The following is a 24718-nucleotide window of genomic DNA, read 5'->3' as shown; positions in this document are numbered from 1 at the left end:
ACATGTCCGACCTGCTGCGCGCCCCCGCCGAGCTCAAGTACGCCGAGGAACTGGACTGGCTGGAGTCGGCCGACGACGGCCCCAAGCCGTTCACCTGGCGCCTGTCGCCCAAGATGATCCGCCTGTTCGTCCTCGGCTCCGAGCGGGCCGACGGACTGGACCGCGAGATCTCCCAGAAGTGGTTCGGCGACCGCGCCATCGTCGAGCGCGCGATCGTCACCCTCGCCTCCGACCGCGGGCTCCTGCTCATCGGCGACCCCGGCACCGGCAAGAGCTGGCTCGCCGAACTCCTCGCCGCCGCGATCTGCCGCAACTCCACCCTCGTCGTCCAGGGCACCGCCGGGACCACCGAGGACCACATCAAGTACTCGTGGAACGTCTCCCAGGTCATCGCCAAGGGCCAGTCCCGCGAGTCGATGATCCCCTCGCCGATCATGACCGCGATGGAGTCCGGCGCGATCGGCCGCGTCGAGGAGCTGACCCGCTCCACGAGCGACGTCCAGGACGCGCTGATCTCGATCCTCTCCGAGAAATACATCTCCGTACCCGAACTCGACAGCGACAACATCGTGTTCGCGAAACCCGGCTTCTCGGTCATCGCCACCGCCAACAGCCGCGACCGGGGCGTCAACGACCTCTCCTCCGCGCTGAAGCGGCGCTTCAACTTCGTGCGCATCCCGGTCGTCACGAACAAGAAGAGCGAGGCGGAGATCGTCCGCTTCCGTACGGAGGAACTCCTCCGGCGCCACCAGATCGAACTCGACGTCCCGCCCACCCTGTTGGACGTCCTGCTCCAGAGCTTCGCCGACCTGCGCGCCTCCTCGGCAGCCGCCGCGAGCGACGACGAGAAGCTGGAGTCGGCGCTGTCGACGGCCGAGCAGATCGGCGTCCTGGAGGACGCGATCCTGCACAGCAACTTCTTCGGCCAACAGGCCCTCACCGCCCACACGTTGGCCTCGTCCCTCGTCGGCTCCCTCGCCCGGCGCGCGCCCGAGGACCTCGCGATCCTCAACAAGTACCTGCACGGTGTCGTCGAGCCGCGCGGCAAGGAAGAGGGCGGCTCCTGGCCGGAGTTCCTCGAAGGCGGCCGTGCGGCGATCGCGACGCTGTCATGAGCGGGCCCTTCGGCGCGCTGCGCGCCCAACTCGACGACGCCGCCCAGAGGTTCGCCGACGGCCCCGACGCCCTTGAAGGCATCCTGCGGGGCATCGTCGACGACGTCGACCGCGCGATACGCGAACCCCTGGAGATCTTCCCCGTCTGCCACCACTCCCCGGCCTCCGCGCTCGCCATGGCCCGCCGCCTGCGCGAGAAGCAACCCCGGGTGATCTACCTGGAGTTGTGCGAGGACATGGCGCCGCTCCTCACCGAGCTGCGCAACTGCCGCCTCCCCGTCGCCGTCCAGGCGTTCGCCGGTGAGGTCGAGGGCTTCCCCGTCGACTGGGCGCCCCTGTCCGTCGTCGCCCCGATCACCGAGGCGTCCGCCGAGTACCAGGCCATCGCCTACGCCCTCGACACGCCCGGCGTCGAACTCGTCCTCGTCGACCGCTCCTCCGACCACGTCTTCCAGTGGGAGACCCCGCGCGGCGCCGAACCCGCGCCGGGCGACGAGGAGTCCGCGCTGCACGGTGACGCCGTCGGCGTCGAGATCGGCGATCTGCGGCCCCGGTTCGGCGAGTTGGAGGAACATCTGCTGCGGCACGGGCGGGTACGGCACTGGTCCGAGTGGTGGCACCAGTACGTCGAAGTGCCCCTCGGCGACGGCGACCACGACACCTACCGCCAGGTCATGCTCCTCATCGGCAGCCTCTTCCGCCGCCTCGCCCCCGGGGACACGCGGCGCGTCGAGATCGACGAGGACCGCGAGCGGTACATGTGGACGCGGATGCGCGAACACCTCGCGGCGAGCGGCGCCGACCCCGCCGACTGCCTGTACGTGTGCGGGGCGTTCCACGCGGCCAGCCGCGTCGCCGAGTTCGGGATCGCCGGCAGCGACACGTTCACCATCACGCCGCCCAGCGGCACGCGGTGGCGGCACGGCCTGATCCCGTCCAGCAACACGGCGATCGAGGCACAGTTCGGGCTCGCGTCCGGGTCGGTGTCCATCGCGGCGACGGAGTGGGCGAAGAACCTCAAACGCAGCCGCGTGAAGCCGTACCGGCTGGAGGGGCAGGTGGGGGCGAAGAGGGGGAAGCGGGCGGGAGCGGCGGACGCTTCCGGTACGCCCACCCGGATTCCGGGGCCGGCGTCGGTGGCTGCCCCTGCCTCTGCCCCCGCCACGCGGCCCGCCGACGCACCCGCCCCTCCCGCCCCCGACCGTCTCACCGGCTTTCTCCAGCGGCCCCCGGTCCTCGACTCGCTCGACGAGGCCGAACTCCTCGGCTGGTCCGTCGACATCGTCCATGCGGCCCGGCGCAACGGGTACCTCGCCTCGACCGCCGACGCCATCGCCGTGTTCGAGACGTCGATCCTCCTCGCGGGAATGCGCGACCGCGCCAAGCCGACGCCGTACGACTTCCAGGACGCGGCCGTCACCTGCATCGAGAAGGACTCGGTGCCGGGGCGGCGGGACGTCGGCAGGCTCGTCGAGATCATGATGGGCGGCGACCGGATCGGGCAGGTCGGGTACGACGCGCTGCCGCCGCTCGCGCGCGACGTCCACGACAGGCTCGTACCGCTGAACCTGAAACTCCAGCAACGCGGCGTACAGCGCGCCCTGTTGGACATCGCCGGACGGCCGGAGCTGGCCGCCTGCTCCGACGTGCTGTGGATCCTGCGCAAGCTGCTCCCGCAGGGCGCCGCGCGGCCGATCATGGGGGAGCGCGCGCTCGGCGAGCGGTCGATCCAGGAGTCCTGGGACCTCGCGCTCGGCACGCACCAGCGTGAGCTGATCGAGCTGGGCTACGAGGGCGTCAGCGTCGAACAGGTCCTGGAACAGCGGCTGCGCCGTACCGCGTACGCTCCGCAGGCCACCGCCGCGACCGTCCTCGAAGCCGTCGAGGACGCCACGCTCTACCTGCGCAGCCGCCGCCTCGCCGACGAACTCGGCACCCACGCGCTGGAGGTGCTCTCCCGGGAGCGCGGGGTCGACGGTGCGCCGGAGGTGCTGCGCCGGGTGCGCCGCCTGCTCGCGTACTACCGGACCAGCGAACCGACGCTGCCCGCGTGGATCGAGTCGTTCGTCAAGACCGGTTACGCGCACTACTGCACGCTGCTGCCGACCGCGTTCACCGACGAGGACGCGACCGTACGGCAGGTCGCCGCGATGCTGGGCTTCCTGTTCAGCATGGAGAGCCTCGCGCTGTCCCTCGGCTGCGACCGTACGCAACTCGAACTCGCCGTCGGGCAGTCGCACCCCGAGGACGCCGGGGACGCCGCGAAGACGGCTCTGTTGTGGGCGGCCCAGACCCACCTCGGGACCCTCCCGCGCGCCGAACTCTCCGCCCGCTGCGACGCGTTGCTGTCCAGCCCGCTCGTCGTCCCCGCCTACCCGCGCTACCTCAGCGGCTTCCTGCACGCCCTCGAACCGGTGCCGCAGCTCGCGGACTTCGTCGTCGAGGCCGTGTCCAACGCGTTCGGGCGGCTGCCCGACGCGGTGCTGCTGCCATGGCTGCCGACGCTGGTGACGACCCTGCGCGCGAGCGGCGCCGAACTCGCCCCGCTGCTCATCCGCGAGGCCGACCGGATCTTCCCGGCACGGCTGCCGGCGCTGGACGCGTGGACGCCGCCGTGGCGGGAGGAGCAGGCGGTGCCGTCGGCACGGGCGGCGGCGTCGACGCTCCTCGCCGCGCACCCGGCGACCTGCGACGCGCTGGCCGGGCTGCTGGGGTGCGACGATCCGTGGCGGGCGGCGGAGGTGCGGGGATCGGTGCTGCTGGGCCGACACCCCGACACCGCACGGGAGTTGGAGGTACTGCTCAGCCGCTGAGGTCCGTCATGAGTGACCTCAGCCGGTCCGCGAACTCCCGGGGATGCCTGGCGTATCCGACGTGGCCGCCCGGGAACTCGACCAGATCCAGGCCCAGTCGAGCCGCGAGTTCCAGGGCCGGGCGGTGGATGGTCTGGTCGCGGGAGCCCTCGCCGCCCGCGATCGCCAGGCGGCCGGTGAGCGGGGCGGTCGCGGTGAGGTCGGGGAGGTGGGTGGAGGAGGGGTGCAGCATGTGGGCGAGGAAGAAGCGCGTGTTGTCGTGCGCCTCCGGGAGGTCGGGGGCCGGGCGTCCGCCGAAGAGGGCGGACAGGGTCTCCATCGCGGCGGCCTCGCCCTGTTCGTGGAGCGTCTTGCGGGCCCTGTCGACCAGGGCGAGGAAGTCGTCCGCGTCCGGCAACAGCCGTACCGAGGGCGGTTCGTGGACGATCAGTGCCGCGACGCGGCTTGGGTGCAGGGAGGCGAAGTGCAGGGCCGCCAGCGAGCCCGAGCAGCTGCCGAAGATCCGGGCCGGTTCGTCCGGTACGAGGTGGTCGAGGAGCCGGGCGATGTCCTCGCCGTGCTCCTCGATCCGCTGGTCCACCGGTGGGCCGGTGAGGACGCTGCGTGAATTGCCGCGCGGGTCGCAGGAGATGACCCGGTGGTCCGTTGCCAGCTCGTCCGCGAGGTCCGTGAACACCGCCGCGTCCGAGTTGCCGCCCGCGAGCAGGAGGAGGGGTGGGCCTTCGGTGCCGCGCACCTCGTAGTAGAGCGTCGCTCCCGGGGCCGGGAGGGTGCCTGCTCGGGCGGGTGAATTCATCGACTCCCCCAGTGAAATGCCATCACTCGACGTACAGTTACTGAACGCGTACTCAGCGTACGGGTGGCGTGCGTGATGAGGTAGGGGGACCTGATGGGCGACGGACCGCGCATCCTTCTCAATGCCGAGGCGTTCGGCTTCGGGCCGGCTGCCGCTTCGGCGGTACTCGCGGAGGAACTCCTGGCGCGTGGCGCCGAGTTGGGGTACGTCGGGGGTGGGCACACGCTCGATCTTCAGCACCGGCCGCCCTATGCGGCCGTCCACGACATCACGGGCCTCTCCGAAGCGGCTTGCCTCGACCGGCTGCGTGGGCTTGCCGGGGAGTACGACGCGGTTCTCACCTCCATGGACTTCGCGTTCGGGCTGACGGCTCGTCAAGCGGGGTTCCGGGTCGCCGTGTACGACGCGTTGACCTGGTTCTGGCCCTGGGTGTGGCCCGTCGTGCGGGACGAGAGCGTGCTGTATCTCGCGCAGGATTTCTTCGGGGTGCGTGAACGGGTTGCCGGAGAGCCGGAGTTGGCGGGGGCGCGGAGCGTTGTGGTGCCGCCGTTGGTGGAGCCTGGCGGTGGGTGGGCCGGCGGTGGGGATCACGTCGTGGTGAATCTCGGCGGGTTGTGCAATCCCTTCTGGGAAGCCGCTGAAGTCGAGGCGTACGCGCGGCTCGTCGTCGAAGGGGTTCGGGATGCGGTGCCAAGATCGTGTTCCGTGCTCGTCGTGACCAGCGAGGGCGTCGCGCGTGAACTCAGGTCCTCCGTAAGCGGGGTGACCGTCGGGACGTACCCGCGCGGCGACGTTCTCGACCTCCTGCGCGACGCGCCGTACGCCTTCATGACGCCCGGGCTCGGCAACATCTACGACGCCGCCGCGACCGGGGTTCCCACGGTGTTCCTTCCGGCCACCAACGCAAGCCAGGCCCGGCAGGCGGAAGTTGTCGCCGCGCACGGTTGCTGTGACGGGCTCGTCGACTGGTCCGACTTCGGGCTCACCGTCGACTTCGGGGACGGGGAGCCGGAGATGGCGGGTGTACTGACGTCCGCGTTGCGGGAGTTGAGCGGGGGCTCTGACGGCCGGTTCGCCCGTCGGGTGGCTGAGGCCGTTGCCGGGATGGGGGCGGGGCGGGCGGTCGGGCTGCTGGATCGCTTCGGGAGCGGAGGGGCGCGGGTCGCTGCTGCCGCTGTGGTGGAGTGGGTACGGTCCGGGGATGCCTGAAGACGCGCTGCTGGGCCGGGTCCGGGGGTTGTGGGAGGGGCTGGCGGGGGCACGCTTTCCGCCTGCCGGCGGGACACGGGTGGTCGTCTCGCCGGGGTCGAGGCTGTGTCCGCCGGCCTGGGTCGGGGCGGTGCGGATCGGGGGCGCGGTGCTGATCACGGCGCCGGACGAGGGGACGGCGCGGAGGGTGCCGCGTGACTTCGACGCGCTGCGGTCGGCGGGGGAGGTACTGGGCCCGGCGGCCCTCGGCTACTTGCCGCCCGGCGGTCTCCGGGTCACCGCGACCGGGTCCACGGCAGTCGCCTCACCCGAAGCGGTCCGAGCGCTCTTGGCGGCCGTGGGGGAGGAGGATGCGGGCGAGAGCGGCCTCGCCGGCATCGACTCGCCTGTGTTCGCTGTCCATGACGGCCCTAGGGTCCTCGCCGCCGCCGGGTACGAGGTCTGGCCCGCATCGACCGCCCACATCTGCGTCCTCACGGCACCGGAAGCCCGGGGTCGGGGCCTGGCCACCGAGGTGGCCGGCGCGGCGGTGCGGCATGCGCTGTCGGCGGGGTTGCTGCCGCAGTGGCGGGCTCGGGTGGGGGCGTCGCGGAGGGTGGCGGGGAAGGTGGGGTTTCGGGAGGTGGGGGAGCAGGTGAGTGTGCGGTTGGGGGAGGTGGGGTGAGGTGAGTGGGTGCTCCCGGGGCGGCGCGGCGCGGGGGCCGGTGAGGGCGTCGGCTGTGCCGTACTCACCTGGGTTGTCCCTGTCCGCTGACGCGTACGGCCCCGCCCGCGCCGGAAACGCTGACCGCCGTCGCTCCTGGTCGACCTCCGTCACCACGACCTGCCCTCCTCCGCGTCGGACTCCCGCAACAGCCCCTCGACGCCCGGCGCGAGTTCGACGAACGCGCCGAACGGGACCGCTCTCGCGTTCAGTTCCGGGTCGGCGGGGATCATGTGATGCAGCTTCGCATACCGGTGTCAAGGGTCACGGTTCTCGGTTTTTGGCAAGTGTTGCGACGGCGATATTTTGAATTCGTTGCCCACACTTCCCAAACTTTTGTCAAGCGCGATTTATCCCACACTCTGAGTCCCCGAAACGGGGCCCCGACCCCGTACTCCGCCGGTGTTACCGTTGACCTGTGCGAAATCGTCTCGTCGTCAAAGGCGTCCGGCAGAACAATCTTCGGAATGTTTCCGCGGAGCTGCCCAATAATGCGCTGACGGTGTTCACGAGGGTTTCCGAATCGGGAAAATCGAGTCTGACCGTCGATACTGTTTTCGCTGATCGGAGAAGCCGGATGCGGACGCGATAGAGGGGCTGTCGCCGGGGATCGTCGACAGGTGTCGGAGGAACCCGAGAGGGCGACGCACACAGGGGTGTTCGACCACCCGAGGAAGCTGTTCGCGCAGACGCCGGAGGTGAGTTACCGGGGGAAATCCGTCGGGGCCGCCCCGGAACCCGTCGCCGCCCACCCCACCTCCCGCACCGGCCGGTTCCCGCACCCCCTCCCGGAGGCGTCATGACCCTGCTCGACCTGGAACAACCCGTCCCGGCGGTGGAGGAAGAGGACGACGACGCCCCCGCGCCCCGCCTCACCACCGCCGGCGCCTCCGACGACCCCGTCAAGGACTACCTCCGCCTCATCGCCCGCGTCCGCCTCCTCACCGCCGAACAGGAGGTCGACCTCGCGAAACGCATCGAGGCGGGACTGTATGCGGAGAGGCTGCTGACAGCGGAAACCACCTACGACACAAGGGAGTTGACCCTCCTGGCCGAAGACGGCCGCCGGGCCAAGGCGCACCTCGTCGAGGCCAACCTCCGTCTGGTCGTCTCCGTCGCCAAGCGCTACATCAACCGCGGCCTGGCCTTCCTCGACCTGATCCAGGAGGGCAACACCGGCCTCATCCGGGCCGTGGAGAAGTTCGACTACACGAAGGGCTTCAAGTTCTCCACGTACGCCACCTGGTGGATCAAGCAGGCCGTCAGCCGGGCCCTGGCCGACCAGGGCCGCACCATCCGCGTACCCGTCCACGCGGTGGAGATCATCAACCGCATCGCCCGCGTCCGCCGCGAGATCATCCACGACACCGGCCTCGACCCCACCCCCGAGCAACTCGCCGAGAAAGCCGACGTACCGGTGGAACGCCTCGCCGAACTCGACGGCTACACAAGGGAACCCGTCTCCCTCGACACCGCGCTCGCGGACGACTCCGGCACCGAGTTCGGCGACCTGATCGTCGACGCGGACAGCCCCTCCCCGGTCGAACAGGTCACCTTCGGCCTCCTCCAGGAGACCCTGCGCGCGATGCTCGCGGAGATGACCGCCCGCGAGGCCGGGATCATCTCGCTGCGCTACGGCCTGTTCGGCGGCCGGCCGCGCACGCTGGAGGAGATCGGGCTCGTGTACGGCGTGACGCGCGAACGGATCCGGCAGATCGAGTCGAAGACGATGTCGAAGCTGCGCCACCCCTCCAGGTCACAGGCGCTGCGGGACTACCTGGACTGAGCGGCGGCCTCTTACGGAGGCGCTGAACCGGTTTGTTAGGCTCCGCATGCCTCCCGCGGGGGAAGTCCGGTGAGAATCCGGCGCTGACCCGCAACGGTATGCGCGGAAACGCTTCCGCGCGAGCCCGATCGCCCACGGCCGGCACGCGACCCGTACGACCGCTCGCCGTGGACTGCGAGAGGGGACCCGCAAGGCGTGTCTCCCGCGTGACGTCCGTCCGGCGGCCTCAGCCGAAGGACCGCCGGTGCGCCGAACCCCCCTCGCTCTGCTGACCGTTGCCCTCGCCCTGCTCCTGCTGCTGTCCCTGCTCGCCGGAGTCGTGCTCGGCGCCTCCGGCATCGCCGCCGCCGACTCGCTGAAGCTCCTGTGGGCCGGACTCACCGGCGGAACCGTTTCCGCGCAGGACGCCGCCGACTACACCATCGTCTGGGAGATACGCCTGCCCCGCGTCGTCCTCGGCGCGGTCGCCGGCGCCGGACTCGCCTCCGTCGGCGTCGCCGTCCAGGCCATGGTCCGCAACGCCCTCGCCGACCCCTTCGTCCTCGGCATCTCCTCAGGCGCGGCCGTCGGCGCCAACGCCGTCATCCTCCTGGGCGCCTTCGCCGGGCTCGGCGTCTGGGCCCTGTCGGTCTCCGCGTTCGGCTCGGCGCTCGCCGCGATGGCCCTCGTCTACGCCGTCGCCCGCACCCCGCGCGGCCTCACGCCGCTGCGCCTGATCCTGACGGGTACGGCGCTGGCGTACGGGTTCGAGGCGATCACGACCGTGATGGTGTTCAGCGCCGCCCGGGGCGAGGCGGCGCGCTCGGCGATGATGTGGCTGCTCGGGAGCCTCGGCGGGGCGACCTGGGCGCAGGTGCCGATCGCCGCCGTCACCGTCGTGGCCGGGTGGGCGTGGCTCAGGCGCCGGGCCGGGGCGCTGAACGCGATCGCGATGGGCGACGAGACGGCGGCCTCCCTCGGGGTGCGGCCGGAGCGGCTGCGGCGGGAACTGTTCCTCGTGACGGCCGCCGTGACCGGCACCCTCGTCGCCGTCAGCGGCGCGATCGGGTTCGTCGGGCTCATGGTCCCGCACCTCGTACGGATGGCCGTCGGCGCCGACCACCGCCGCGTCCTCGTGCTCGCCCCGCTCGCCGGGGCCGTCCTCCTCGTCTGGGCGGACATCCTGTCCCGCCTCCTCCTCGCACCCGCCGAACTCCCCGTCGGCGTGATCACGGCCGTCGTCGGGGTCCCCGCGTTCTTGCTGCTGATGCGGCGCGGCGGCCACGCGTTCGGCGGAAAGTGGTGACCGGTATGCGGCTCGACGTGGACGGCGTGAGCGTCGAGGCGGCGGGCGCCCGCCTCGTGGACGACATCCGGCTCACCGCCGGACCCGGCGCGGTCGTCGGCCTGGTCGGCCCCAACGGCAGTGGGAAATCAACCCTGTTGAGGTGCGTGTACCAGGCGCTGCGGCCCGCCGCCGGGACCGTACGGCTCGACGGCGAGGACATGCGGACGATGGCCCCGCGCGCCGCCGCCCGGGTGCTGGCCGCGCTTCCGCAGGAGTCCGGCGCCGAGTTCGACTTCACCGTCACCGAGGTCGTCCGGATGGGCCGCCTCCCGCACGAACGGCGCGGCGCGGCCGAGGACATGAAGATCTGCGCCGAGGCCATGGCGGCGACCGGCGTCGGCCACCTCGCCGACCGGGGCTTCCTCGCGCTGTCCGGCGGCGAACGCCAACGCGTCCTGATCGCACGGGCGTTGGCCCAGCAACCCCGCGTCCTCGTCCTCGACGAACCCACCAACCACCTCGACATCGCCCACCAGTTGGACGTCCTGACGCTCGTCCGCGACGCCGGGCTCACCGTCCTCGCCGCGCTGCACGACCTCAACCTCGCGGCGGCGTACTGCGATCGGCTGTACGTCCTCGACGCGGGCCGCGTCGTCGCGTCCGGGACTCCGGAGGACGTCCTCCAACCCGCCCTGCTCGCCGAGGTGTTCGGCGTCCGGGCCCACCCCGTGCGCCACCCCGTCACCGGCGCCGTACAACTCCTCTTCGATCGCCTGTAAAGGAACCCCCTGTGCCCTCCCTGCGTCAACTCGCCGCCGTCGCCCTGTGCTTGACCGTCACCGGCTGCGGGGCCTCCGTGGAGAAGACCGCGTCGTCCCCCGCCGCCAAGCCGGTCACCATCACCAACTGCGGGAAGAAGGTCACCTTCGACCACGTCCCCGAACGCGTCGTCACCAACGACGTCGGAATCACCGAGCTGATGTTCGCGCTCGGACTTGAGGACCGGATGGCCGGGTTCGCGATGCCCGACGACAAGGGGGACCTGACCGGCGTGCCGTGGAAGGACGGGTACCAGAAGGTCAAGTGGCTCTCCAAGAACCAGCTGACGAAGGAGAACGTCCTCGACGCGCGCGCCGACCTGGTCTTCGCCGGGTGGAACTACGGCTTCCGCGAGGACAGCGGCTTCACGCCCGACGCCCTCGCCAAGCTCGGCGTCCCGTCGTACATCCTCACCGAGTCGTGCCGCAACGGCCGTACCGAGACCTCGCGGGGCATCATGCCGCCGCTGGAGGCGCTCTACACCGACCTCACCACCCTCGGGCAGCTCTTCGGCGTCGAGCAGCGCGCGGCCACCCTGATCGCCTCCTTCAAGAAGGAGGTAGCCCAGGTCGAGGCGCCTGCCGAGCGGCCCAGGGTGTTCCTGTACGACAGCGGCCAGGACGCGCCGTTCACCTCCGGGAAGTACGCCGCGCCGGACCAGATCATCAGCGCGGCCGGGGGCGAGAACGTCACGCACGACGTCGATGACTCCTGGACGACCGTCGGCTGGGAGACGGTCGTCGCGCGGAATCCGGATGTGATCGTGATCTGCGACTACGGGGACGTCAGCGCCGAGCAGAAGCGCAACTTCCTGCTGTCGTACGCGCCGTTGAAGAACGTCGCGGCGGTGAAGAACAAGCGGATCTTCGTCCTCGACTACGTCGACCTCGTCGAGAGCCCGCGCAACCCGTCGGCGATCGCACGGCTCGCCGCGTACCTGAAGACCGTCTCCTAGGGCTTCTGCGTCTCCGACTCCAGGGACTGGCGGGTCGCCGCGCCGTACACGCCGGAGTCGTCCGACAGGATCAGACGGGTGAACTGGTAGGTGCGTACGGCGCTTTGGACACTCTCGTCGTACACGCCGGTCGTCTCGCCGTCGTACCGGCCGATCTGCTTGAGGCGGAGCTGGAGTTCCCGCACCTGGGGGCCGGTGTCGCCGAGGCGCAGGACGCGGGGGGCCTCGGCGCCGCCCTGGGTGGGGGTGGGGTCCGGGGCGGTCGTGGGGGAGGCGGCCGGGCCCTTCGTCGGGGACGCCGTGGGGGAGGCGGTCGGCGAGCCGGTCGGGGAGGCGCTGGTGCTCTCCGAGGGCGATGCCGAGGTGGAGGTGCTCGCGGAGGCCGAGGTGCTCGCGGAGGCGCCGGGGGACTGCTCCGCGCTGGCCGAGACCTGGTCGGGGACGCTCGCGCGCAGGTCGTCCTGGAGGTGGTCGCCGCGGGTCGGGGTCTGGTACATCGAGACGCCGACGAGGACGCCGGCCGTCACGGCGAAGGTGGCCGCGGTGACGGTGACGATGGCTATCCGGCTGCGCCTGGCGGGGGCCTTCTCGTCGGTGTCCAGGCCGAGTTCGGGGTCGGAGTGGTCGTCCGGGTCCGGCTCCGGGAAGAGCCCGGGGCCCGGACCGGGCGCGGGCATGAAGTCGTACGACGGGACCTGGCCGGCGGGGCTTTCGCCGGACCCCGGGTACTCCAGGGTGGATTCCACGGCGGACTCCGGGACGGCCCCGGGGGCGGGCCCCGGGCCGGATGCCGGGGCAGGTCCCCGGGCCGATCCGTCCTCGCCCCCGAACGCCGCCCTGCCGTTGTGTTCGCTCACGCCTGGTCCCTCTCCACGAGATCTCCGATCCTATGCGGAAGTCCACCTTTCAATCTTCACGGGTCTCCACAACTGGAATGCGGGATACGGGAGTTGGGATTGGCGGCTCCCGCCAGACCGGGAGCCGCCGGACCGGCGCGCTACCTCCAGGCGCCGGCCGCCGCCGCACGCTCGGCGTACTCCGTGAAGGAGACCGGCTCCCGCCCGAGAACCCGTGCCACCGTGTCCGTCGGCACGGCGAAGTGCCCCGCGCGCATCGCCGCGAACAAGGCGTTCAGCTCATGCGCCGCCTCCTGAGGGAAACCCTGGCCCAGCAACTCGGAACGGTACTCCTCCGGTGTCAACTCCTTGTAAGCAATGGGGTGTTCGGCGACGCGGGCGATCTCCGCGACCGCCTCGGCGAACGTCAGCGCACGTGAACCCGACAGGTCGTACACCTCCCCCTGGAGCCCGTCGGACGTCAGCAGCGTGACGGCCACCTCCGCGATGTCCCGTACGTCCACGAAGGGTTCGGGGACGTCACCGGCGGGCAGGGCGAGGTACCCGGCGCGCAGCGGGGCCTGCCACAGGTCCTCGTCGAAGTTCTGGTGGAAGTTGTTGGGCCGCAGGACCGTCCACTCGACCCCGGACTCCCGAACGGCCTTCTCGGCGGCGGCCATTCCCTGGAACGTGTCCGGCGCAACCCCGTCCATGCCTCGCCCCGAGAGCGCCACGAACCGGCGCACCCCGGCGCCGACCGCCTGCTCCACGAAGGGCCCGGCGAGCCCGGGATCCTCCGGCGCGAGCAGGTGTACGGCGCTGACACCGGCCAACGCCCCCGCCCACGTGCCCTGTTCGGCCCAGTCGAACCGCTCCGCGCCGGTCCGCGAGACCGCCTTCACCTGCCGTCCGGCCGCCCGCAACGCCGGAACGAGCCGTCGGCCCACCTTCCCCGTCGCCCCCAGCACCAGTACCGCGTCCGTGTATGTCGTCATGCCATGCAGTCAACTGGGCTGTCAAACCGGGGGACATGGCTGATCGTCCGGCGGAATTGCGTGATCGTCCGGGCCACTAGGGTGTCGGCATGGATCCGTTCGACGATCTGCTGCAAGGCGTGCGCGCGGACGGTGCCGGGCTGCGCCGCACCGGCCTCACACCGCCCTGGTCGGTACCGCTGGGTGACGACAACTCCCTGACGCTGTGCGCGGTGTTGAGCGGCGAGGGGACCTTGGACCGGGGGGATCCGGTGCGCGCCGGTGACACCGTCGTGGTCCGCGGGCCCGGTGCCGTACGGCTGCTGTCCGACGCGGAGCCCGCCGTCCTGCTCACGGGTGTGTACGAGGCCCGGGGCGCCGTCGGGCGGCGGCTGGCCGGCGTGCTGCCCGAGGTGATGCTGGTGCCGGGCGACGAGGGGTGCACGCCGCTGCTGGACTTCCTCGCGGGGTCGGGTGACGGCGGCCGGCTCGTCGTACAGGACCGGCTGCTGGACTGGTTGCTGGTGTGCACGCTGCGGGGGTGGTTCGACCGGCCGGGGAACCTGCCGCCGGGGTGGTTCGGGGCGCTCGGGGACGAGGTGGTCGGGCCGGTGCTGCGGGTGATGCACGCGGCTCCCGAACGGGCCTGGACACTCGTCGGGCTCGCCGCCGAGGCGGGCGTGTCCCGTACGACGCTCGCCGACCGGTTCACGCGGCTGGTCGGGACTCCGCCGCTGACCTATCTGACGTCCTGGCGGATGAACCTCGCGGCGGACCTGCTGACCGGATCGCGGGAGACGGTGGGGTCGGTGGCGCGGAAGGCGGGGTACGCGGACGCGTTCGGGTTCAGCGCGGCGTTCAAGAGGGCGTACGGGGTGAGTCCGAGTGTGTATCGGAGGTCGGCGGGGGCGCGGGGGCGGGAAGACGCGGCGGGTACGGGGGCGGGGCAGGGGGGTGACACGGGGCCCGGCACGGAGGCCGGAGCGGGCTGATAACCTCACCGCGGGCGTGGTTCTTCGCGCCTGCCGACACCGACCGAGGAGGTGAGTCCCATCACCGCAGGAGCAGGCAGGGCACTCACCCCGGACGAGTCCGGACGACGCGGCTGACCCAGGTCAAGCGCTCGGAGTGCCTTGATACGGCACCCCGAAAGGCTCGAACCTCATGGCGTACGACGTTTTCCCCGCCCTCGACGGCACTCTCCTCGCCCTCCACTCCACCGGCACCGGCGACCCCCTCGTCTGCCTCCCCGGCGGCCCCACCGACTCCGCCTACCTGGCCGGCCTCGGCGGCCTCACCGACCGGCACCGGCTGATCCGCCTCGACCTCAGGGGCACCGGCCGCTCGGCCACCCCGGCCGACCCCGCCTCGTACCGCTGCGACCGCATGGTCGACGACGTCGAGGCGCTCCGCGTCCACCTGGGCCTCGAAAGGGTGAATCTGCTGGCCCACTGCGCGGGCGCGAACCTCGCGGCCCTGTACGCCGAGCGCCACCCGCAACGGGTCGCGCGGCTCGCCCTCGTCACCCCCAGCACCAGGGCCGTCGGTCTGGAGATCTCCGGGGAGCGACGGCTGGCCACCGCACGGCTGCGGCACGACGAACCCTGGTTCCCGACGGCGTACGCGGCCCTGTCGTCGATCGTCGCGGGCCGGGGCGACACGGACGCGTGGGAGGCCGTCACGCCGTTCTCGTACGGACGCTGGGACGCGCGGGCGCGTGCGCATCACGCGGGGGAGTCGCTGGATCCGGTGATCCTCGCGGCGTACGGGGGCGACGGGGCGTACGACCCCGCGCGCACACGTAAGGCGCTCGGCCGGGTCGGGGTGCCGGTGCTGGTGGTCGCGGGGAAGGTCGACGTGGGGGCTCCGCCCGAGGTGCTGGGGGAGTTCGCGGGGTTGTTCCCGGCGGCGGAGATGGTGGTGCAGGAAGGGGCCGGGCACTTCCCCTGGATGGACGGGCCCGAGGAGTTCTCGCAGGTCGTGGCGGGGTTCCTGCGGGAGTAGGGGGCGTTGTCAGTGGCGTCTGCGATGGTGGGGGCAGTGGTGATCGGCGAGGGAGGGACGGGGAGATGAGCGGCGGGAACTGGGTGGGCATGGGGTGGGACTGGACGGATCACGGGGACGTCCGTGCGCGGCTTGACGCGGGCGCGGATCCCGAGGAGTGGAGCGGCGGACTGCCCCTGCACCGGGCAGTCGTCTCCGGCTCGCCCGAGGTCGTCACCGAACTCGCCGGCCGCGTCGCCGACGTGGACGCCCTGTGGGAGGGGAGGACCGCGCTGTGGGAGGCGGTCGAGTCCCGGCACGTCGAGCACGCTCGCGCGCTCGTCGCCGCCGGTGCGGACCCCTGGCTGCCCCAGCTCGGCGGCTGGTCCCCGGGCCGGCTCGCGCTCGCGGGACCGACGCCGGAACTCTTCGAACGGCCCGAAGGACAGCCCGGGTTGACCGATGCGGAACGCCTGGTCGCCGACGAGGCGGCCCGGCTGCCGGGCGCCCTCGGGGAGTTCTACTACGACGGCATGGGCGTCGCCTGCGTCGCGGGCATCGACGCCGACGAGGCCGTACGGCGCCTGGAGGCGGGCGAGGCCGACCCCGAGGACCTCGCGGAGCTGCTGGAAGCGCCGTACGACTTCGACATGGACGAGAGCCTGCTGATCGTCGGTGTGACGACGGTGCCCGGCGGGTGCGTCGTCGCCCAGCCGTGGGGGTACGGGCCGCAGACGCCCGGCGTGATGAAGCGGCTCACCGTCGGGACGCGGGGGTACGGCGTGTACGCCAACCCCAAGAGCGGCAACCAGGGGTGCGTCGTCCGGGACGGCGTGGTGGAGGGATGGGACCTGCACCCCGGCGGAGGGACGGACGTCGGACAGAGCGCCGACGAGGTGCTCATGGGCTACCTCTACTCGCTGAAGCCGATGGCGTACGCCTGTGCGTGGGCGGGCCTGCGGCCGGTCGACGGGAAGGCGTTCACGGGACAGCCGGACAGGTGGGTGCGACTGCCGGAGCGGGACTACTGGAAGGAGTGAGCGGGCCGCGCCAGGGCGGAGGGTGGAAGCCGTCACTCCGCAACCGTGCTTCGAGGGCCGGTCCGCCGGGCATGGTCACGGGGGCGGTCCGCCCGGTCGAAGGCATTGGGCCCATCGGCATCTATACGCGTCACCGGATCCGGCAGGGATCCGCAGGGAGGGGAGCCATGTCGTCGTCCTGGTCTGCTTCGGAGTACCGGCCGGATGAGGAGCGGGCACAGCCTGTCGTCAGGACACCGGCCTCCGCCGCCGTCTTCCTGGTGCTCACCGTCGAACCCGGCGGCGAACCCGTGGCCAGGGACCTGCTCGCCGGGCTCGCGGGACTGGTCAGGTCGATCGGCTTCGGGCACCCCGAGGGACAGCTGTCGTGCGTCGCGGGCATCGGCGCCGAGGGCTGGGACCGGATCTGCGGGGCCGGTGGACGCCCCGCCGCCCTGCACCCGTTCCGGCCCCTCGAAGGCCCCCGGCACCGGGCCGTCGCCACGCCGGGCGACCTCCTGTTCCACCTCCGCGCCACCCGCCCCGACCTGTGCTTCGCGCTCGCCACGGAGATCGCGAAGCGGCTGCGCGGGGTCGCCGTCCCCCAGGACGAGGTGCACGCGTTCTCCTACTTCGACGCCCGCAACCTCCTCGGCTTCGTGGACGGCACGGAGAACCCGGTCGGCCGGACCGCCGCCGAGACCGCGCTCGTCGGCGCCGAGGACCCGGCGTTCGCGGGCGGGTCGTACGCGATCGTCCAGAAGTACCTGCACGACGTCGAGGCGTGGGAGAAGCTCGCCACCGAGGAGCAGGAGGGCGTGATCGGGCGGACCAAGGCGACCAACATCGAGCTGGAGCGCCCCGGTTCGCACGTCGACGTGAACACGCTGACCGGGGACGACGGCGAGGAACGGCGGATCCTGCGCGCCGCGCTGCCGTTCGGGCGGCCCGGACACGGCGAGTTCGGGACGTACTTCATCGCCTACGCGGGCGACCCCGAGGTCCCGGAGACCATGCTGCGCCGGATGTTCCTCGGTACGGACGACACCGGGCCCGATCCGATCCTGGACTTCTCCGAGGCGGTCACCGGCACGCTGTTCTTCGTACCGCCGACGGACTTTCTCAAGAGGCTGGCGGCGCGCTGAGGCATGCGGCCCGCCGGGGCGACACCTCTCTACTGTCCTGTAGAAGTTCTGTCCTGTAGAAGTATCCCGGGGTGATCACTCAACCCGCCCTCGCCCAGGGCGGGTTGACCGGGTGTGCCCTCTCGCACGCGTGACGAAGGAGCCAGGACAGCAGGATGCCGCACATGCACGACCCGGCGATCGAGGTGGCGCCGATGAACCCCGCCCGCCAGGAACTGGCCGACCGCTGCCGCGCGGTCACCGAGTCCCGGTGGTTCGCCCTCACCGTCTTCGCGGTGATCCTCCTCAACGCGGCGCTGCTCGGCGTGGAGACCTACACCGGTCTCGTCGCCCGCTGGCACACGGGCTTACGGTTCGCCGAACACCTCTGCCTCGCCGTCTTCACCGCCGAACTCCTCGTCCGCCTCGGCGCGCACGCCGACCGGCCCCGGGACTTCTTCAAGGACCCCTGGAACCTCTTCGACCTCGCGGTCATCCTCACGACCTTCCTCCCGGTCGTCCGCGAGAACACCACGATCCTGCGCCTGCTGCGCCTCGCCCGGGTCCTGCGCAGCGCGCGGTTCCTGCCGCAGCTGCGGGTCATGCTGGTCGCGGTGGTCCGCAGCCTGCCCGGCACGCTGAGCTTCCTGCTGGTCGGGGCGCTGCTGCTGTACGTGTACGCGATGGTCGGCTGGGTCTTCTTCAGCCGCGAGGACCCGCAGCACTACGGCTCCATCGGGCGGGCCGTCCTCACACTCTTCCTGCTCATGACGCTGGACGGCATCGGGGACGCGGTCCACAGCGGCCTGGAGATCTCCCGCTGGAGCCTCGTCTACTACGCCTCGTACGTGCTGCTGGCCTCGTTCGTGCTGGTCAACGTGTTGATCGGGGTGGTGATCACGTCGCTGGACGAGGCGCGGGAGATGGAACGGGAGGCGGCGCGGGAGGCGGCGCGGGAGAGCCAAGAACCCCCTGCACGCCGAGAACCGGCTTCCCCGGGCGCCCCCATGGAGGAGAACGACCTCCTGCGGGCCCGCATCAGCGCGGCCCGCCAGGCCCTGGACGACCTCGAACGGGACCTCGCCGGGGCGGGGAGACCCGGCCCTTGACCTCAACTTAAGTCCAGGTCCTACGGTCCTGGGTGTCACACCGGCCACACCCAGGGGGAACCCCGCATGACCACCGAGCACCTCACCGACGCCGACCTCGCCGCACAGCCCGTCGCGTACTGGACCGGCGCCGCGTACGAGGCGACCATCGCCCACATCCGTGCACACATGACCGAACTCGGCACCTCCCAGCCGCAGTTCTGGATCCTGCGCCACCTCTCCCGCCACGACCTCTCGCCCGACGGCCAGGGCAGGACGGTCGCGGAGCTGAGGGAGGCCATGACCACCTACCTCCGCCCCGAGGACGACCTGACCATCGAGGCGGAGACTCTCCTGGCCAAGAGGTGGATCACCCGCGACGGAGACGACCGGCTGTGGATCACGGCGGCGGGAGAGGAGGCCCGCACGGAGGTCGGACGGCACGCTCCCGCCGTCCGTCAGCGGATGCACGAGGGCATCGACGACGCCGACTACGTCACGACCGTCAAGGTGCTCCGGCGCATGATCCGCAACGCCGGTGACCCGGCAGGAGTGCTCACGTCCCCTGCAACCGCGCCGTCGTCCGGGTCAGCGCGGCCGTGAAGGGGTGGGCCGGGCGGGTCAGGATCTCGTCCGCCGGGCCCGTTTCGATCAGTTCGCCGGCGTCCAGGACCGCGATGCGGTGGGCGAGGGCGGCTGTGTCGAGGTCGTGGGTGATGAGGACGAGGGTCAGGTCGGGGCGGGTGCGCAGGAGCGCGGTGAGGGTGTCGAGGATCGTGCGGCGGGTCACCGGGTCCAGGGCCGAGGTGATCTCGTCGCACAGCAGGACACGCGGGCGGGCGAGCAACGCGCGGGCCAGGGCGGCGCGTTGGAGTTCGCCGCCGGAGAGGGCGGAGGGGGGACGGGTCCACTGGGACTCGGTGAGGCCGAGGCTCGCCAGGGTGTCGCGGGCCTCCTCCTGAGCGGCCGGCGCGGTCAGGCCGCGCAGGCGGATCGCCGTGCGGGAGACCTGGTCCAGGATCGTGCGGTGTTCGTCGAACGCCGAGCGCGCGTCCTGGAACACGTACTGCACGGCGGCGAGTTGGGCGCGGGACCGGTCGCGGACGCTGTGGGGGAGAGGGGTGCCGTCGAGGGTGACCTCACCGTCGTACGTGCGGTGCAGGCCGGCCAGGGCGCGGGCCAGGGTCGTCTTGCCGCTGCCCGAACGGCCCACCACGGCAAGGCATTCGCCCTGGTGGAGGGTGAGGCGGGGGATGTGGACGACCGGGGTACGGCGATGACGGGCCGTCACGTTCTCGATGCCCAGGACCTGTTCGCCGGGAGTCGTGTCCGGGGACGTGAACGGCCTTGCCGCCTCGAAGAGTTCGCGGGTCCACGGGTGCTGTGGAGTGAGGCGGAGGCGGTCCACGGGGCCCGACTCGACGACGCGGCCCGCGCGCATGACGTGGACCTCGTCGGCGAGAGCGCGGACGACGTCCAGGTCATGGCTGAGGAGGACCACCGCGATGCCGCGCGCGGCCAGGGCGGAGAGCTCGGCGACCACCCGGCCCTTCGTCAACGCGTCCTGCCCGGTGGTCGGTTCGTCGGCCACGACGACCTGGGCGCCGAGGAGGAGGGCCTGGGCGAGGGTGACGCGCTGCTGCTGGCCGCCGGAGAGCTGGTGGGGGAAGCGGCGCGGCAGGGGTTCGGGAACCTGGGCGTCGGCGAGGGCGCCCGCCAGCAGTCCCCGGCGTTCCGTACGAGGCCGGGTACGGGCGATGTCCGTCAGCAGCGCCGAGACCCGGCGGGCGGGGTTGAGGACGGCGGCCGGATGCTGGGGGACGTACCCGACCCGGTCGGCGGCACGCACCTCGCCGGTCACGGCGGCACCGGGCGGGAACTCGCCGAGCAACGCGAGCCCGGTCGTGGTCTTGCCGCTCCCCGACGCGCCCACCAGGGCGGTGACGCGACCGGCGGTCACCCGGAGGCTGACGCCGTCGACGATGGCCCGGCCGCCGATCTCGACGCGGAGACCGCGGAGTTCGGCGACGACGCGCCCGGCCTCGCCGCCTCCGTCCCCGACCGGCCCGCCACTCCCACCAGCACCACTCATGAGACCGCTTTCCCCTTCGTGCGGACCGACGCCGCGTCGAACAGCAGATTCGTCCCCGTCGTCAGCGCCACGATCAGCAGCGCCGGCACCACCACCGCCCACGGCTGCACGAACAGCCCCGTCCGGTTCCGGTCCACCATCACCGCCCAGTCCGCCGCGTCCGGTTCGACGCCGACGCCGAGGAACGCGGCGGTGGCCACCAGGTACAGCACCCCGGTGAGCCGCGTCCCCGCGTCGGCGGCCAACGTCCGTACGCCCGAGCGCGCGACGGTGCCGACGGCGATCCGCCACCACCCCTCGCCCTGCATCCGCAGCGCCTCGACGGCCGGACGCGACGCCGCCTCCCCGGCGGCGGCCCGGACGATCCGTGCGGCGTCCGGTACGTTCACCGCCGCCACCAGCAGCGCGAGCCCGACCGCCCCCGGCGAGAACACCGCCGCGACGAGCAGGATCAGCAACAGCGAAGGCACCGCGAGGAGTACGTCCAGCGGACGCATCAACACCTCCTCCAGCCACCATCGATGCGTCAGCGCACAGCACAACCCGACGGGCAGCGCGACGAGATAGGCCAGTGCGGTCGCCGCGAGCGCGGTCACGACCACCGGCCGACCCCCGCGCAGGATCTGCTGGACGACGTCCCGCCCCACGAAGTCGGTCCCGAGCCGGTGCCCGCCCCCGAGCGTGAACGAGGTTCCCCGGGGCCCGGGTTCACCGGTGAACACCGGCCCGAGCAGCGCCAGCAGCAGGGGCACCGCGACGATCACGACCCCCAGGACGAACCGCCCCTTCACGCCGCCACCTCCGCCCGAGGCGCGAACCGGTGCGCCACCAGATCGGCCCCCAGATTCAGCACGACCGTCAGCACCCCGAACACCACCGCGAGCCCCTGCACGACCGGCACGTCCCGCTCGGACACGGCGTTCAGCAACACCGTCCCCAGCCCCGGAATCACGAACAACGCCTCCACGACGATCACCCCGCACAGCAACCAGTCGACGGTGCGCGCCAGTTGCTGCACGGCCGGCGCGAGCGCGTTGGGCAGCGCGTGCAGATACCGCACCCGCGCCTCCGCCACCCCGTACCGCCGGGCCTGCGCCACGTACGGCGAGGCCAGCGCCTCGACCATCCCGGCCCGCACCAGCCGCGACAGCGAACACACCGGCCGGGCGAGGAGAACGAGCACCGGCAGCACCAACACGGCGGGATGCGCGAGGAGTTCGGTCCCGTACCCGACAGCGGTCGGCGGCAGCCAGCCGAGCCGCAGCGCGAACACCGTCACGAGCAGCACCCCGAGCGCGAACTCCGGTACGGCGTACACCCCGAGAGTCACCGCACTGGCCAACCGGTCGATCCAGCCGCCTTCATGACGGGCCATCAGCACCCCCAGCCCGAACCCCGCCGGGACCAGCAACAGCAACGTCAGCGAGGCGAGCAGCAGCGTCGGCCCGAAGCCGTCGGAGAGATAGAGGGAGACCGGCCGGCCGGAGACCAGGGACGTGCCCAGATCCCCGTGCAGCAGTCCGCCCGCCCAGCTCGACAGCCGTTCCCCGGCGGGCTGGTCGAGGTGCATCGCCTCCCGGATCGCCGCGATCCGAGCGGGGTCGGGCTGATCGCCCGCGAGGGCGACCGCCGCGTCGCCCGGCAGCGCCTCGGCGAGCGCGAAGACCAGCAGCACCACGGCCACGGTCTGCACGACGCCGAGCAGCAGCCGCCGGACGACGAACGAGCCGAGAAAACTCACGCGAGCCACACCTTGTCGAACCGCGCCCAGCCCAGCGTGTTGGCCGGAGCGGCCTTCTCGACTCCCGTGACCTTGCGGCCCGTTCCGATGATCCAGTCCGCGAACCCCCACACCAGGAACCCGCCCTCGGCGTACAGCCGCCGCTGCATCCGCCCGTACACGGCGGCCCGTTCGGTCGCGTCCGACGTCGACTGCGCCTGCCGGTACAGCGCGTCGAAGTCCTTGTGCCGCCAGTGCGTCGCGTTGGTCGTCGAGTCGGTCAGCAGCCGCTGCGAGAGGTGCGCCTCGATCGGCATCGCGCCCGAGCGATAGCAGGCGAGGACACCGGAGTCGAGGATGTCGCTCCAGTACGAGTCCTTGCTGCCGACTCGCACCTCGACCGTGACACCCGCCTTCCTGGCCTGGTCGCGGAAGATCCCGGCGGCCTCCGTGAACCCGGCGGCGACCTCCGAGGTGTCCAGCGTGACCTTGAGGTCCGAGGCACCGGCCGCCTTCAGCAGCGCCCGCGCCTTCGCCAAGTCCTGGGCGCGCTGCGGGAGATCGGCCGCGTAGTACTCGTATCCCTTGCCGAACAGGTCGTTGCCGACGACGCCCGCGCCCGACAGCGCGCCGTCCACGAGTTCCTGCCGGTCGGCGATGAGGAAGAACGCCTGCCGTACGCGCGGGTCGTCGAACGGCGGCCGGTCGGTCTTCATCGCGAACGCCTGCATCGCGCTGCCGCGCAGCCGCACGATCTCGATCTGACCGCGCCCCTCGTGCGCGCGGGCGGTCGTCGGGTTCAGCTCGTGCGCGTACTCGATCTGACCGCCCAACAGGGCGTTGACGCGCGCCGATTCCTCGTTCGCGACGACGAACTCCAGCTCGTCCAGGTGCGGGGCGCCCTCCCAGTACGTGTCGTTGCGCCGGAAGACCGCCGAGCGCCCCGGCGCGAACGACACGAACCTGAACGGCCCCGATCCGACGGGCCTCTGGTCGAAGTCGGTCGCCTTGTCGGGCACGATGTACGCGCCGAACGCGGCCAGCACGTTGGCGAATTCGGCGGTCGGCCGCTTCAGCACGAACTCGATCGTCCGCGTCCCCGTCGCCCGGCTCGCGGCGAGGTCGATGGGCTCCAGGGACGCCTTGGCGCGGAACGCCTTCGCCGGGTCGGCGATCCGGCGGTAGCTGTACAGCACGTCCTGCGCGGTGACGGGCCTCCCGTCGTGGAACTCGGCCTCGCGCAGGGTGACCTGCCACCGGTCGAGGGTCCTGTTCGGCTCCCACTTCGCCGCGAGCCGGGGTACGGCCGCGAGGTTCGGGCCGTAGTCGGCGAGCTTGTCGTACTGCGCCTTGGCGCGGGCGACGTCACCGAAGAGGTTCGCGAGGTGCGGGTCGAGGCTCTCGCTCGCACCGCCGCCCGCGAAGGCGGCCCGCAGCCGGCCCCCGCGCACGGGCGTGCCATCACGAGACGCGCCGCCCCCATCGCTGGAGTCACCGCACCCGCTCACCGCCAGCGCGCCCAGCGAAGCCGCCCCCGCCGCCAGAAAACCCCGGCGGTCCAAAGAAAAACGCATCGGACATCCTCAAGAAGAAGTAGTGAGACGAGCGATCACATGCAGCCGGTCGGCATCTGCGGCGGAACCCGGCAACGAGCCCTCCCGCCAAGGAGGTTCGGTACGCGGCCCGGGTCCGTCGTGCAGCTCCAGCACCTCGAACCCGTGCGCCCCCAGCCGGTGCCGCAGCTCCAGCGGGAACAACAGCCGCCACGCCGAACGCTGTTCGACCGGGCCGCCCTCGGTCTCCCAGACCCGCGTCCGGCGCAGGAGCTGAGCCGTGCGGTCCACGGTGAGCGTGGTCGTCGACCGGTACGAAACCCCCTGCCAGACAAAGGAGTTCATGCTCGGTGCGGCCAACAGGTCGGTCCGGCCCAGGAAATACGCCCCGTTGCGCATTTCTGTGATGAGCAGCCCACCCGGCGCGAGCGCCCGCCGCACCGAGCACAGACAGGCGTCGAGTTGGTCGTCGGTGTGGCAGTACAGCAACGCGCTGTCCAGGCAGAGCACCGCGTCGAACTCGCCCGCGCCCAGGTCGAATTCGTGCAGGTCGGCGGTGACGTACGAGGGCCCGGGATGGACGGCCCGCGCGTGCGCCAGCATCGCCTCCGACAGGTCGGCCCCGGTGACGGTACGGCCGGCGCTGTGCAGGTACGCGGCGTCGCGCCCGGTGCCGCAGCCCAGGTCGAGGACGCGCGCACCGGCGTCGTACCGGCGGAGGCAGTCCTCGGCCCAGCGCCCGGCGAGCCGCTCGGCGTCGGGGAAGCGGGCCTCGTACAGGGCGGGGTTGTCCGTGAGGAGGTTGCGCACAGCGGAAGTCGGCTCAGCCGAGGTCGGCTCGGTGGAAGTCGGTTCAGTCGTCACCC

24 protein-coding genes are annotated in these 24718 nt (G+C 71.8%); 15 read left to right on the top strand and 9 right to left on the bottom strand.

Going from position 1 to position 24718, the window contains the following annotated elements:
* The first annotated feature begins 2 nt into the window (after positions 1-2).
* Together ACQCO7_RS03205 and ACQCO7_RS03200 are read left to right on the top strand one after the other, a co-directional pair.
* Entirely contained in the window at positions 3-1115 is a 1113-nt protein-coding gene (locus ACQCO7_RS03205) for an ATP-binding protein (protein ID WP_464070346.1), read from the top strand.
* Complete coding sequence (locus ACQCO7_RS03200; protein WP_464070345.1) at positions 1112-3928, top strand: DUF5682 family protein; 2817 nt, start codon at positions 1112-1114, stop codon at positions 3926-3928. Before ACQCO7_RS03205 ends, ACQCO7_RS03200 begins: the two co-directional genes overlap by 4 nt.
* On the opposite strand, the gene ACQCO7_RS03195 is transcribed toward ACQCO7_RS03200, so the two are convergent.
* A complete protein-coding gene (locus ACQCO7_RS03195; protein ID WP_464070344.1) occupies positions 3918-4724 on the bottom strand; it encodes an alpha/beta fold hydrolase in 807 nt (268 codons plus the stop codon). The two genes, ACQCO7_RS03200 and ACQCO7_RS03195, sit on opposite strands and share 11 nt — an antisense overlap.
* Positions 4725-4817: 93 nt before the next feature.
* On the opposite strand from ACQCO7_RS03195, the gene ACQCO7_RS03190 reads away from it, so the two are divergent.
* Entirely contained in the window at positions 4818-5933 is a 1116-nt protein-coding gene (locus ACQCO7_RS03190) for a hypothetical protein (RefSeq protein WP_464070343.1), read from the top strand.
* Positions 5926-6597 (top strand): GNAT family N-acetyltransferase, encoded by a 672-nt coding sequence (locus ACQCO7_RS03185; protein ID WP_464070342.1) that lies wholly within the window; start codon positions 5926-5928, stop codon positions 6595-6597. Before ACQCO7_RS03190 ends, ACQCO7_RS03185 begins: the two co-directional genes overlap by 8 nt.
* Positions 6598-6746: 149 nt before the next feature.
* On the opposite strand, the gene ACQCO7_RS03180 is transcribed toward ACQCO7_RS03185, so the two are convergent.
* Complete coding sequence (locus ACQCO7_RS03180; RefSeq protein WP_464070341.1) at positions 6747-6869, bottom strand: hypothetical protein; 123 nt, start codon at positions 6867-6869, stop codon at positions 6747-6749.
* Between the two features lie 387 nt (positions 6870-7256).
* On the opposite strand from ACQCO7_RS03180, the gene ACQCO7_RS03175 reads away from it, so the two are divergent.
* From ACQCO7_RS03175 to ACQCO7_RS03155, 5 genes are all read left to right on the top strand, one after another.
* Positions 7257-7439 carry a hypothetical protein gene (locus ACQCO7_RS03175; RefSeq protein ID WP_464070340.1) on the top strand — a complete coding sequence of 61 codons (183 nt, stop codon included), beginning with the start codon at positions 7257-7259 and terminating at the stop codon, positions 7437-7439.
* Positions 7436-8422 (top strand): RNA polymerase sigma factor, encoded by a 987-nt coding sequence (locus tag ACQCO7_RS03170; protein ID WP_464070339.1) that lies wholly within the window; start codon positions 7436-7438, stop codon positions 8420-8422. The genes ACQCO7_RS03175 and ACQCO7_RS03170 overlap by 4 nt, the downstream gene beginning before the upstream one ends.
* A 244-nt stretch (positions 8423-8666) precedes the next feature.
* Positions 8667-9707 (top strand): FecCD family ABC transporter permease, encoded by a 1041-nt coding sequence (locus ACQCO7_RS03165; protein ID WP_464070338.1) that lies wholly within the window; start codon positions 8667-8669, stop codon positions 9705-9707.
* A 5-nt stretch (positions 9708-9712) separates the two neighbouring features.
* Entirely contained in the window at positions 9713-10468 is a 756-nt protein-coding gene (locus ACQCO7_RS03160) for a heme ABC transporter ATP-binding protein (RefSeq protein WP_464070337.1), read from the top strand.
* Between the two features lie 20 nt (positions 10469-10488).
* On the top strand, positions 10489-11463 hold the full coding sequence (locus ACQCO7_RS03155; protein WP_464077131.1) for an ABC transporter substrate-binding protein: 975 nt from the start codon (positions 10489-10491) through the stop codon (positions 11461-11463).
* Here ACQCO7_RS03155 and ACQCO7_RS03150 read toward each other — a convergent pair.
* A complete protein-coding gene (locus tag ACQCO7_RS03150; protein WP_464070336.1) occupies positions 11460-12209 on the bottom strand; it encodes a peptidoglycan-binding domain-containing protein in 750 nt (249 codons plus the stop codon). The two genes, ACQCO7_RS03155 and ACQCO7_RS03150, sit on opposite strands and share 4 nt — an antisense overlap.
* Positions 12210-12460: 251 nt before the next feature.
* Entirely contained in the window at positions 12461-13294 is an 834-nt protein-coding gene (locus tag ACQCO7_RS03145) for an NAD(P)H-binding protein (protein WP_464070335.1), read from the bottom strand.
* A gap of 89 nt (positions 13295-13383) precedes the next feature.
* Between ACQCO7_RS03145 and ACQCO7_RS03140 the strand changes: the two genes are divergently transcribed.
* From ACQCO7_RS03140 to ACQCO7_RS03115, 6 genes are all read left to right on the top strand, one after another.
* Positions 13384-14265, top strand: coding sequence for an AraC family transcriptional regulator (locus ACQCO7_RS03140; protein ID WP_464070334.1), 882 nt, complete (start codon positions 13384-13386; stop codon positions 14263-14265).
* Between the two features lie 172 nt (positions 14266-14437).
* The gene (locus ACQCO7_RS03135; RefSeq protein ID WP_464070333.1) at positions 14438-15277 is read left to right on the top strand and encodes an alpha/beta fold hydrolase; all 840 of its coding nucleotides are present in this window, start codon (positions 14438-14440) and stop codon (positions 15275-15277) included.
* A gap of 65 nt (positions 15278-15342) precedes the next feature.
* Positions 15343-16296 (top strand): ankyrin repeat domain-containing protein, encoded by a 954-nt coding sequence (locus ACQCO7_RS03130; protein ID WP_464070332.1) that lies wholly within the window; start codon positions 15343-15345, stop codon positions 16294-16296.
* A 167-nt stretch (positions 16297-16463) separates the two neighbouring features.
* Positions 16464-17420 (top strand): Dyp-type peroxidase, encoded by a 957-nt coding sequence (locus tag ACQCO7_RS03125; RefSeq protein ID WP_464070331.1) that lies wholly within the window; start codon positions 16464-16466, stop codon positions 17418-17420.
* Positions 17421-17575: 155 nt separating this feature from the next.
* The gene (locus ACQCO7_RS03120) at positions 17576-18508 is read left to right on the top strand and encodes an ion transporter (RefSeq protein WP_464070330.1); all 933 of its coding nucleotides are present in this window, start codon (positions 17576-17578) and stop codon (positions 18506-18508) included.
* Positions 18509-18574: 66 nt separating this feature from the next.
* On the top strand, positions 18575-19090 hold the full coding sequence (locus tag ACQCO7_RS03115) for a MarR family winged helix-turn-helix transcriptional regulator (protein WP_464070329.1): 516 nt from the start codon (positions 18575-18577) through the stop codon (positions 19088-19090).
* Here the strand turns inward: ACQCO7_RS03115 and ACQCO7_RS03110 are convergent.
* From ACQCO7_RS03110 to ACQCO7_RS03090, 5 genes are read right to left on the bottom strand one after another with little or no spacing between them, the layout of a single operon-like run.
* Positions 19044-20579, bottom strand: coding sequence for an ABC transporter ATP-binding protein (locus ACQCO7_RS03110; RefSeq protein WP_464070328.1), 1536 nt, complete (start codon positions 20577-20579; stop codon positions 19044-19046). The two genes, ACQCO7_RS03115 and ACQCO7_RS03110, sit on opposite strands and share 47 nt — an antisense overlap.
* Positions 20576-21370 carry an ABC transporter permease gene (locus tag ACQCO7_RS03105; protein WP_464070327.1) on the bottom strand — a complete coding sequence of 265 codons (795 nt, stop codon included), beginning with the start codon at positions 21368-21370 and terminating at the stop codon, positions 20576-20578. The genes ACQCO7_RS03110 and ACQCO7_RS03105 overlap by 4 nt, the downstream gene beginning before the upstream one ends.
* Complete coding sequence (locus ACQCO7_RS03100; protein WP_464070326.1) at positions 21367-22320, bottom strand: ABC transporter permease; 954 nt, start codon at positions 22318-22320, stop codon at positions 21367-21369. Before ACQCO7_RS03100 ends, ACQCO7_RS03105 begins: the two co-directional genes overlap by 4 nt.
* On the bottom strand, positions 22317-23873 hold the full coding sequence (locus ACQCO7_RS03095; RefSeq protein WP_464070325.1) for an ABC transporter substrate-binding protein: 1557 nt from the start codon (positions 23871-23873) through the stop codon (positions 22317-22319). Before ACQCO7_RS03095 ends, ACQCO7_RS03100 begins: the two co-directional genes overlap by 4 nt.
* Positions 23874-23882: 9 nt before the next feature.
* Positions 23883-24716: a class I SAM-dependent methyltransferase gene (locus ACQCO7_RS03090; protein WP_464070324.1), complete on the bottom strand. Its 834-nt coding sequence runs from the start codon at positions 24714-24716 to the stop codon at positions 23883-23885.
* Positions 24717-24718 lie beyond the last annotated feature (2 nt).

The organism is Streptomyces saintjeani (genome assembly GCF_055409605.1).
This window is presented reverse-complemented; position numbering and strand designations above follow the sequence as displayed.

Bases quoted from the DNA above. Each gene is read 5' to 3' on its own strand.
- ACQCO7_RS03185 (WP_464070342.1), top strand. From the start codon at position 5,926: ATGCCTGAAGACGCGCTGCTGGGCCGGGTCCGGGGGTTGTGGGAGGGG.
- ACQCO7_RS03145 (WP_464070335.1), bottom strand. From the start codon at position 13,294: ATGACGACATACACGGACGCGGTACTGGTGCTGGGGGCGACGGGGAAG.
- ACQCO7_RS03180 (WP_464070341.1), bottom strand. From the start codon at position 6,869: ATGATCCCCGCCGACCCGGAACTGAACGCGAGAGCGGTCCCGTTCGGC.
- ACQCO7_RS03200 (WP_464070345.1), top strand. From the start codon at position 1,112: ATGAGCGGGCCCTTCGGCGCGCTGCGCGCCCAACTCGACGACGCCGCC.
- ACQCO7_RS03195 (WP_464070344.1), bottom strand. From the start codon at position 4,724: ATGAATTCACCCGCCCGAGCAGGCACCCTCCCGGCCCCGGGAGCGACG.
- ACQCO7_RS03205 (WP_464070346.1), top strand. From the start codon at position 3: ATGTCCGACCTGCTGCGCGCCCCCGCCGAGCTCAAGTACGCCGAGGAA.
- ACQCO7_RS03190 (WP_464070343.1), top strand. From the start codon at position 4,818: ATGGGCGACGGACCGCGCATCCTTCTCAATGCCGAGGCGTTCGGCTTC.
- ACQCO7_RS03115 (WP_464070329.1), top strand. From the start codon at position 18,575: ATGACCACCGAGCACCTCACCGACGCCGACCTCGCCGCACAGCCCGTC.
- ACQCO7_RS03135 (WP_464070333.1), top strand. From the start codon at position 14,438: ATGGCGTACGACGTTTTCCCCGCCCTCGACGGCACTCTCCTCGCCCTC.
- ACQCO7_RS03120 (WP_464070330.1), top strand. From the start codon at position 17,576: ATGCCGCACATGCACGACCCGGCGATCGAGGTGGCGCCGATGAACCCC.
- ACQCO7_RS03110 (WP_464070328.1), bottom strand. From the start codon at position 20,579: ATGAGTGGTGCTGGTGGGAGTGGCGGGCCGGTCGGGGACGGAGGCGGC.
- ACQCO7_RS03160 (WP_464070337.1), top strand. From the start codon at position 9,713: ATGCGGCTCGACGTGGACGGCGTGAGCGTCGAGGCGGCGGGCGCCCGC.
- ACQCO7_RS03095 (WP_464070325.1), bottom strand. From the start codon at position 23,873: ATGCGTTTTTCTTTGGACCGCCGGGGTTTTCTGGCGGCGGGGGCGGCT.
- ACQCO7_RS03140 (WP_464070334.1), top strand. From the start codon at position 13,384: ATGGATCCGTTCGACGATCTGCTGCAAGGCGTGCGCGCGGACGGTGCC.
- ACQCO7_RS03130 (WP_464070332.1), top strand. From the start codon at position 15,343: ATGAGCGGCGGGAACTGGGTGGGCATGGGGTGGGACTGGACGGATCAC.
- ACQCO7_RS03125 (WP_464070331.1), top strand. From the start codon at position 16,464: ATGTCGTCGTCCTGGTCTGCTTCGGAGTACCGGCCGGATGAGGAGCGG.
- ACQCO7_RS03170 (WP_464070339.1), top strand. From the start codon at position 7,436: ATGACCCTGCTCGACCTGGAACAACCCGTCCCGGCGGTGGAGGAAGAG.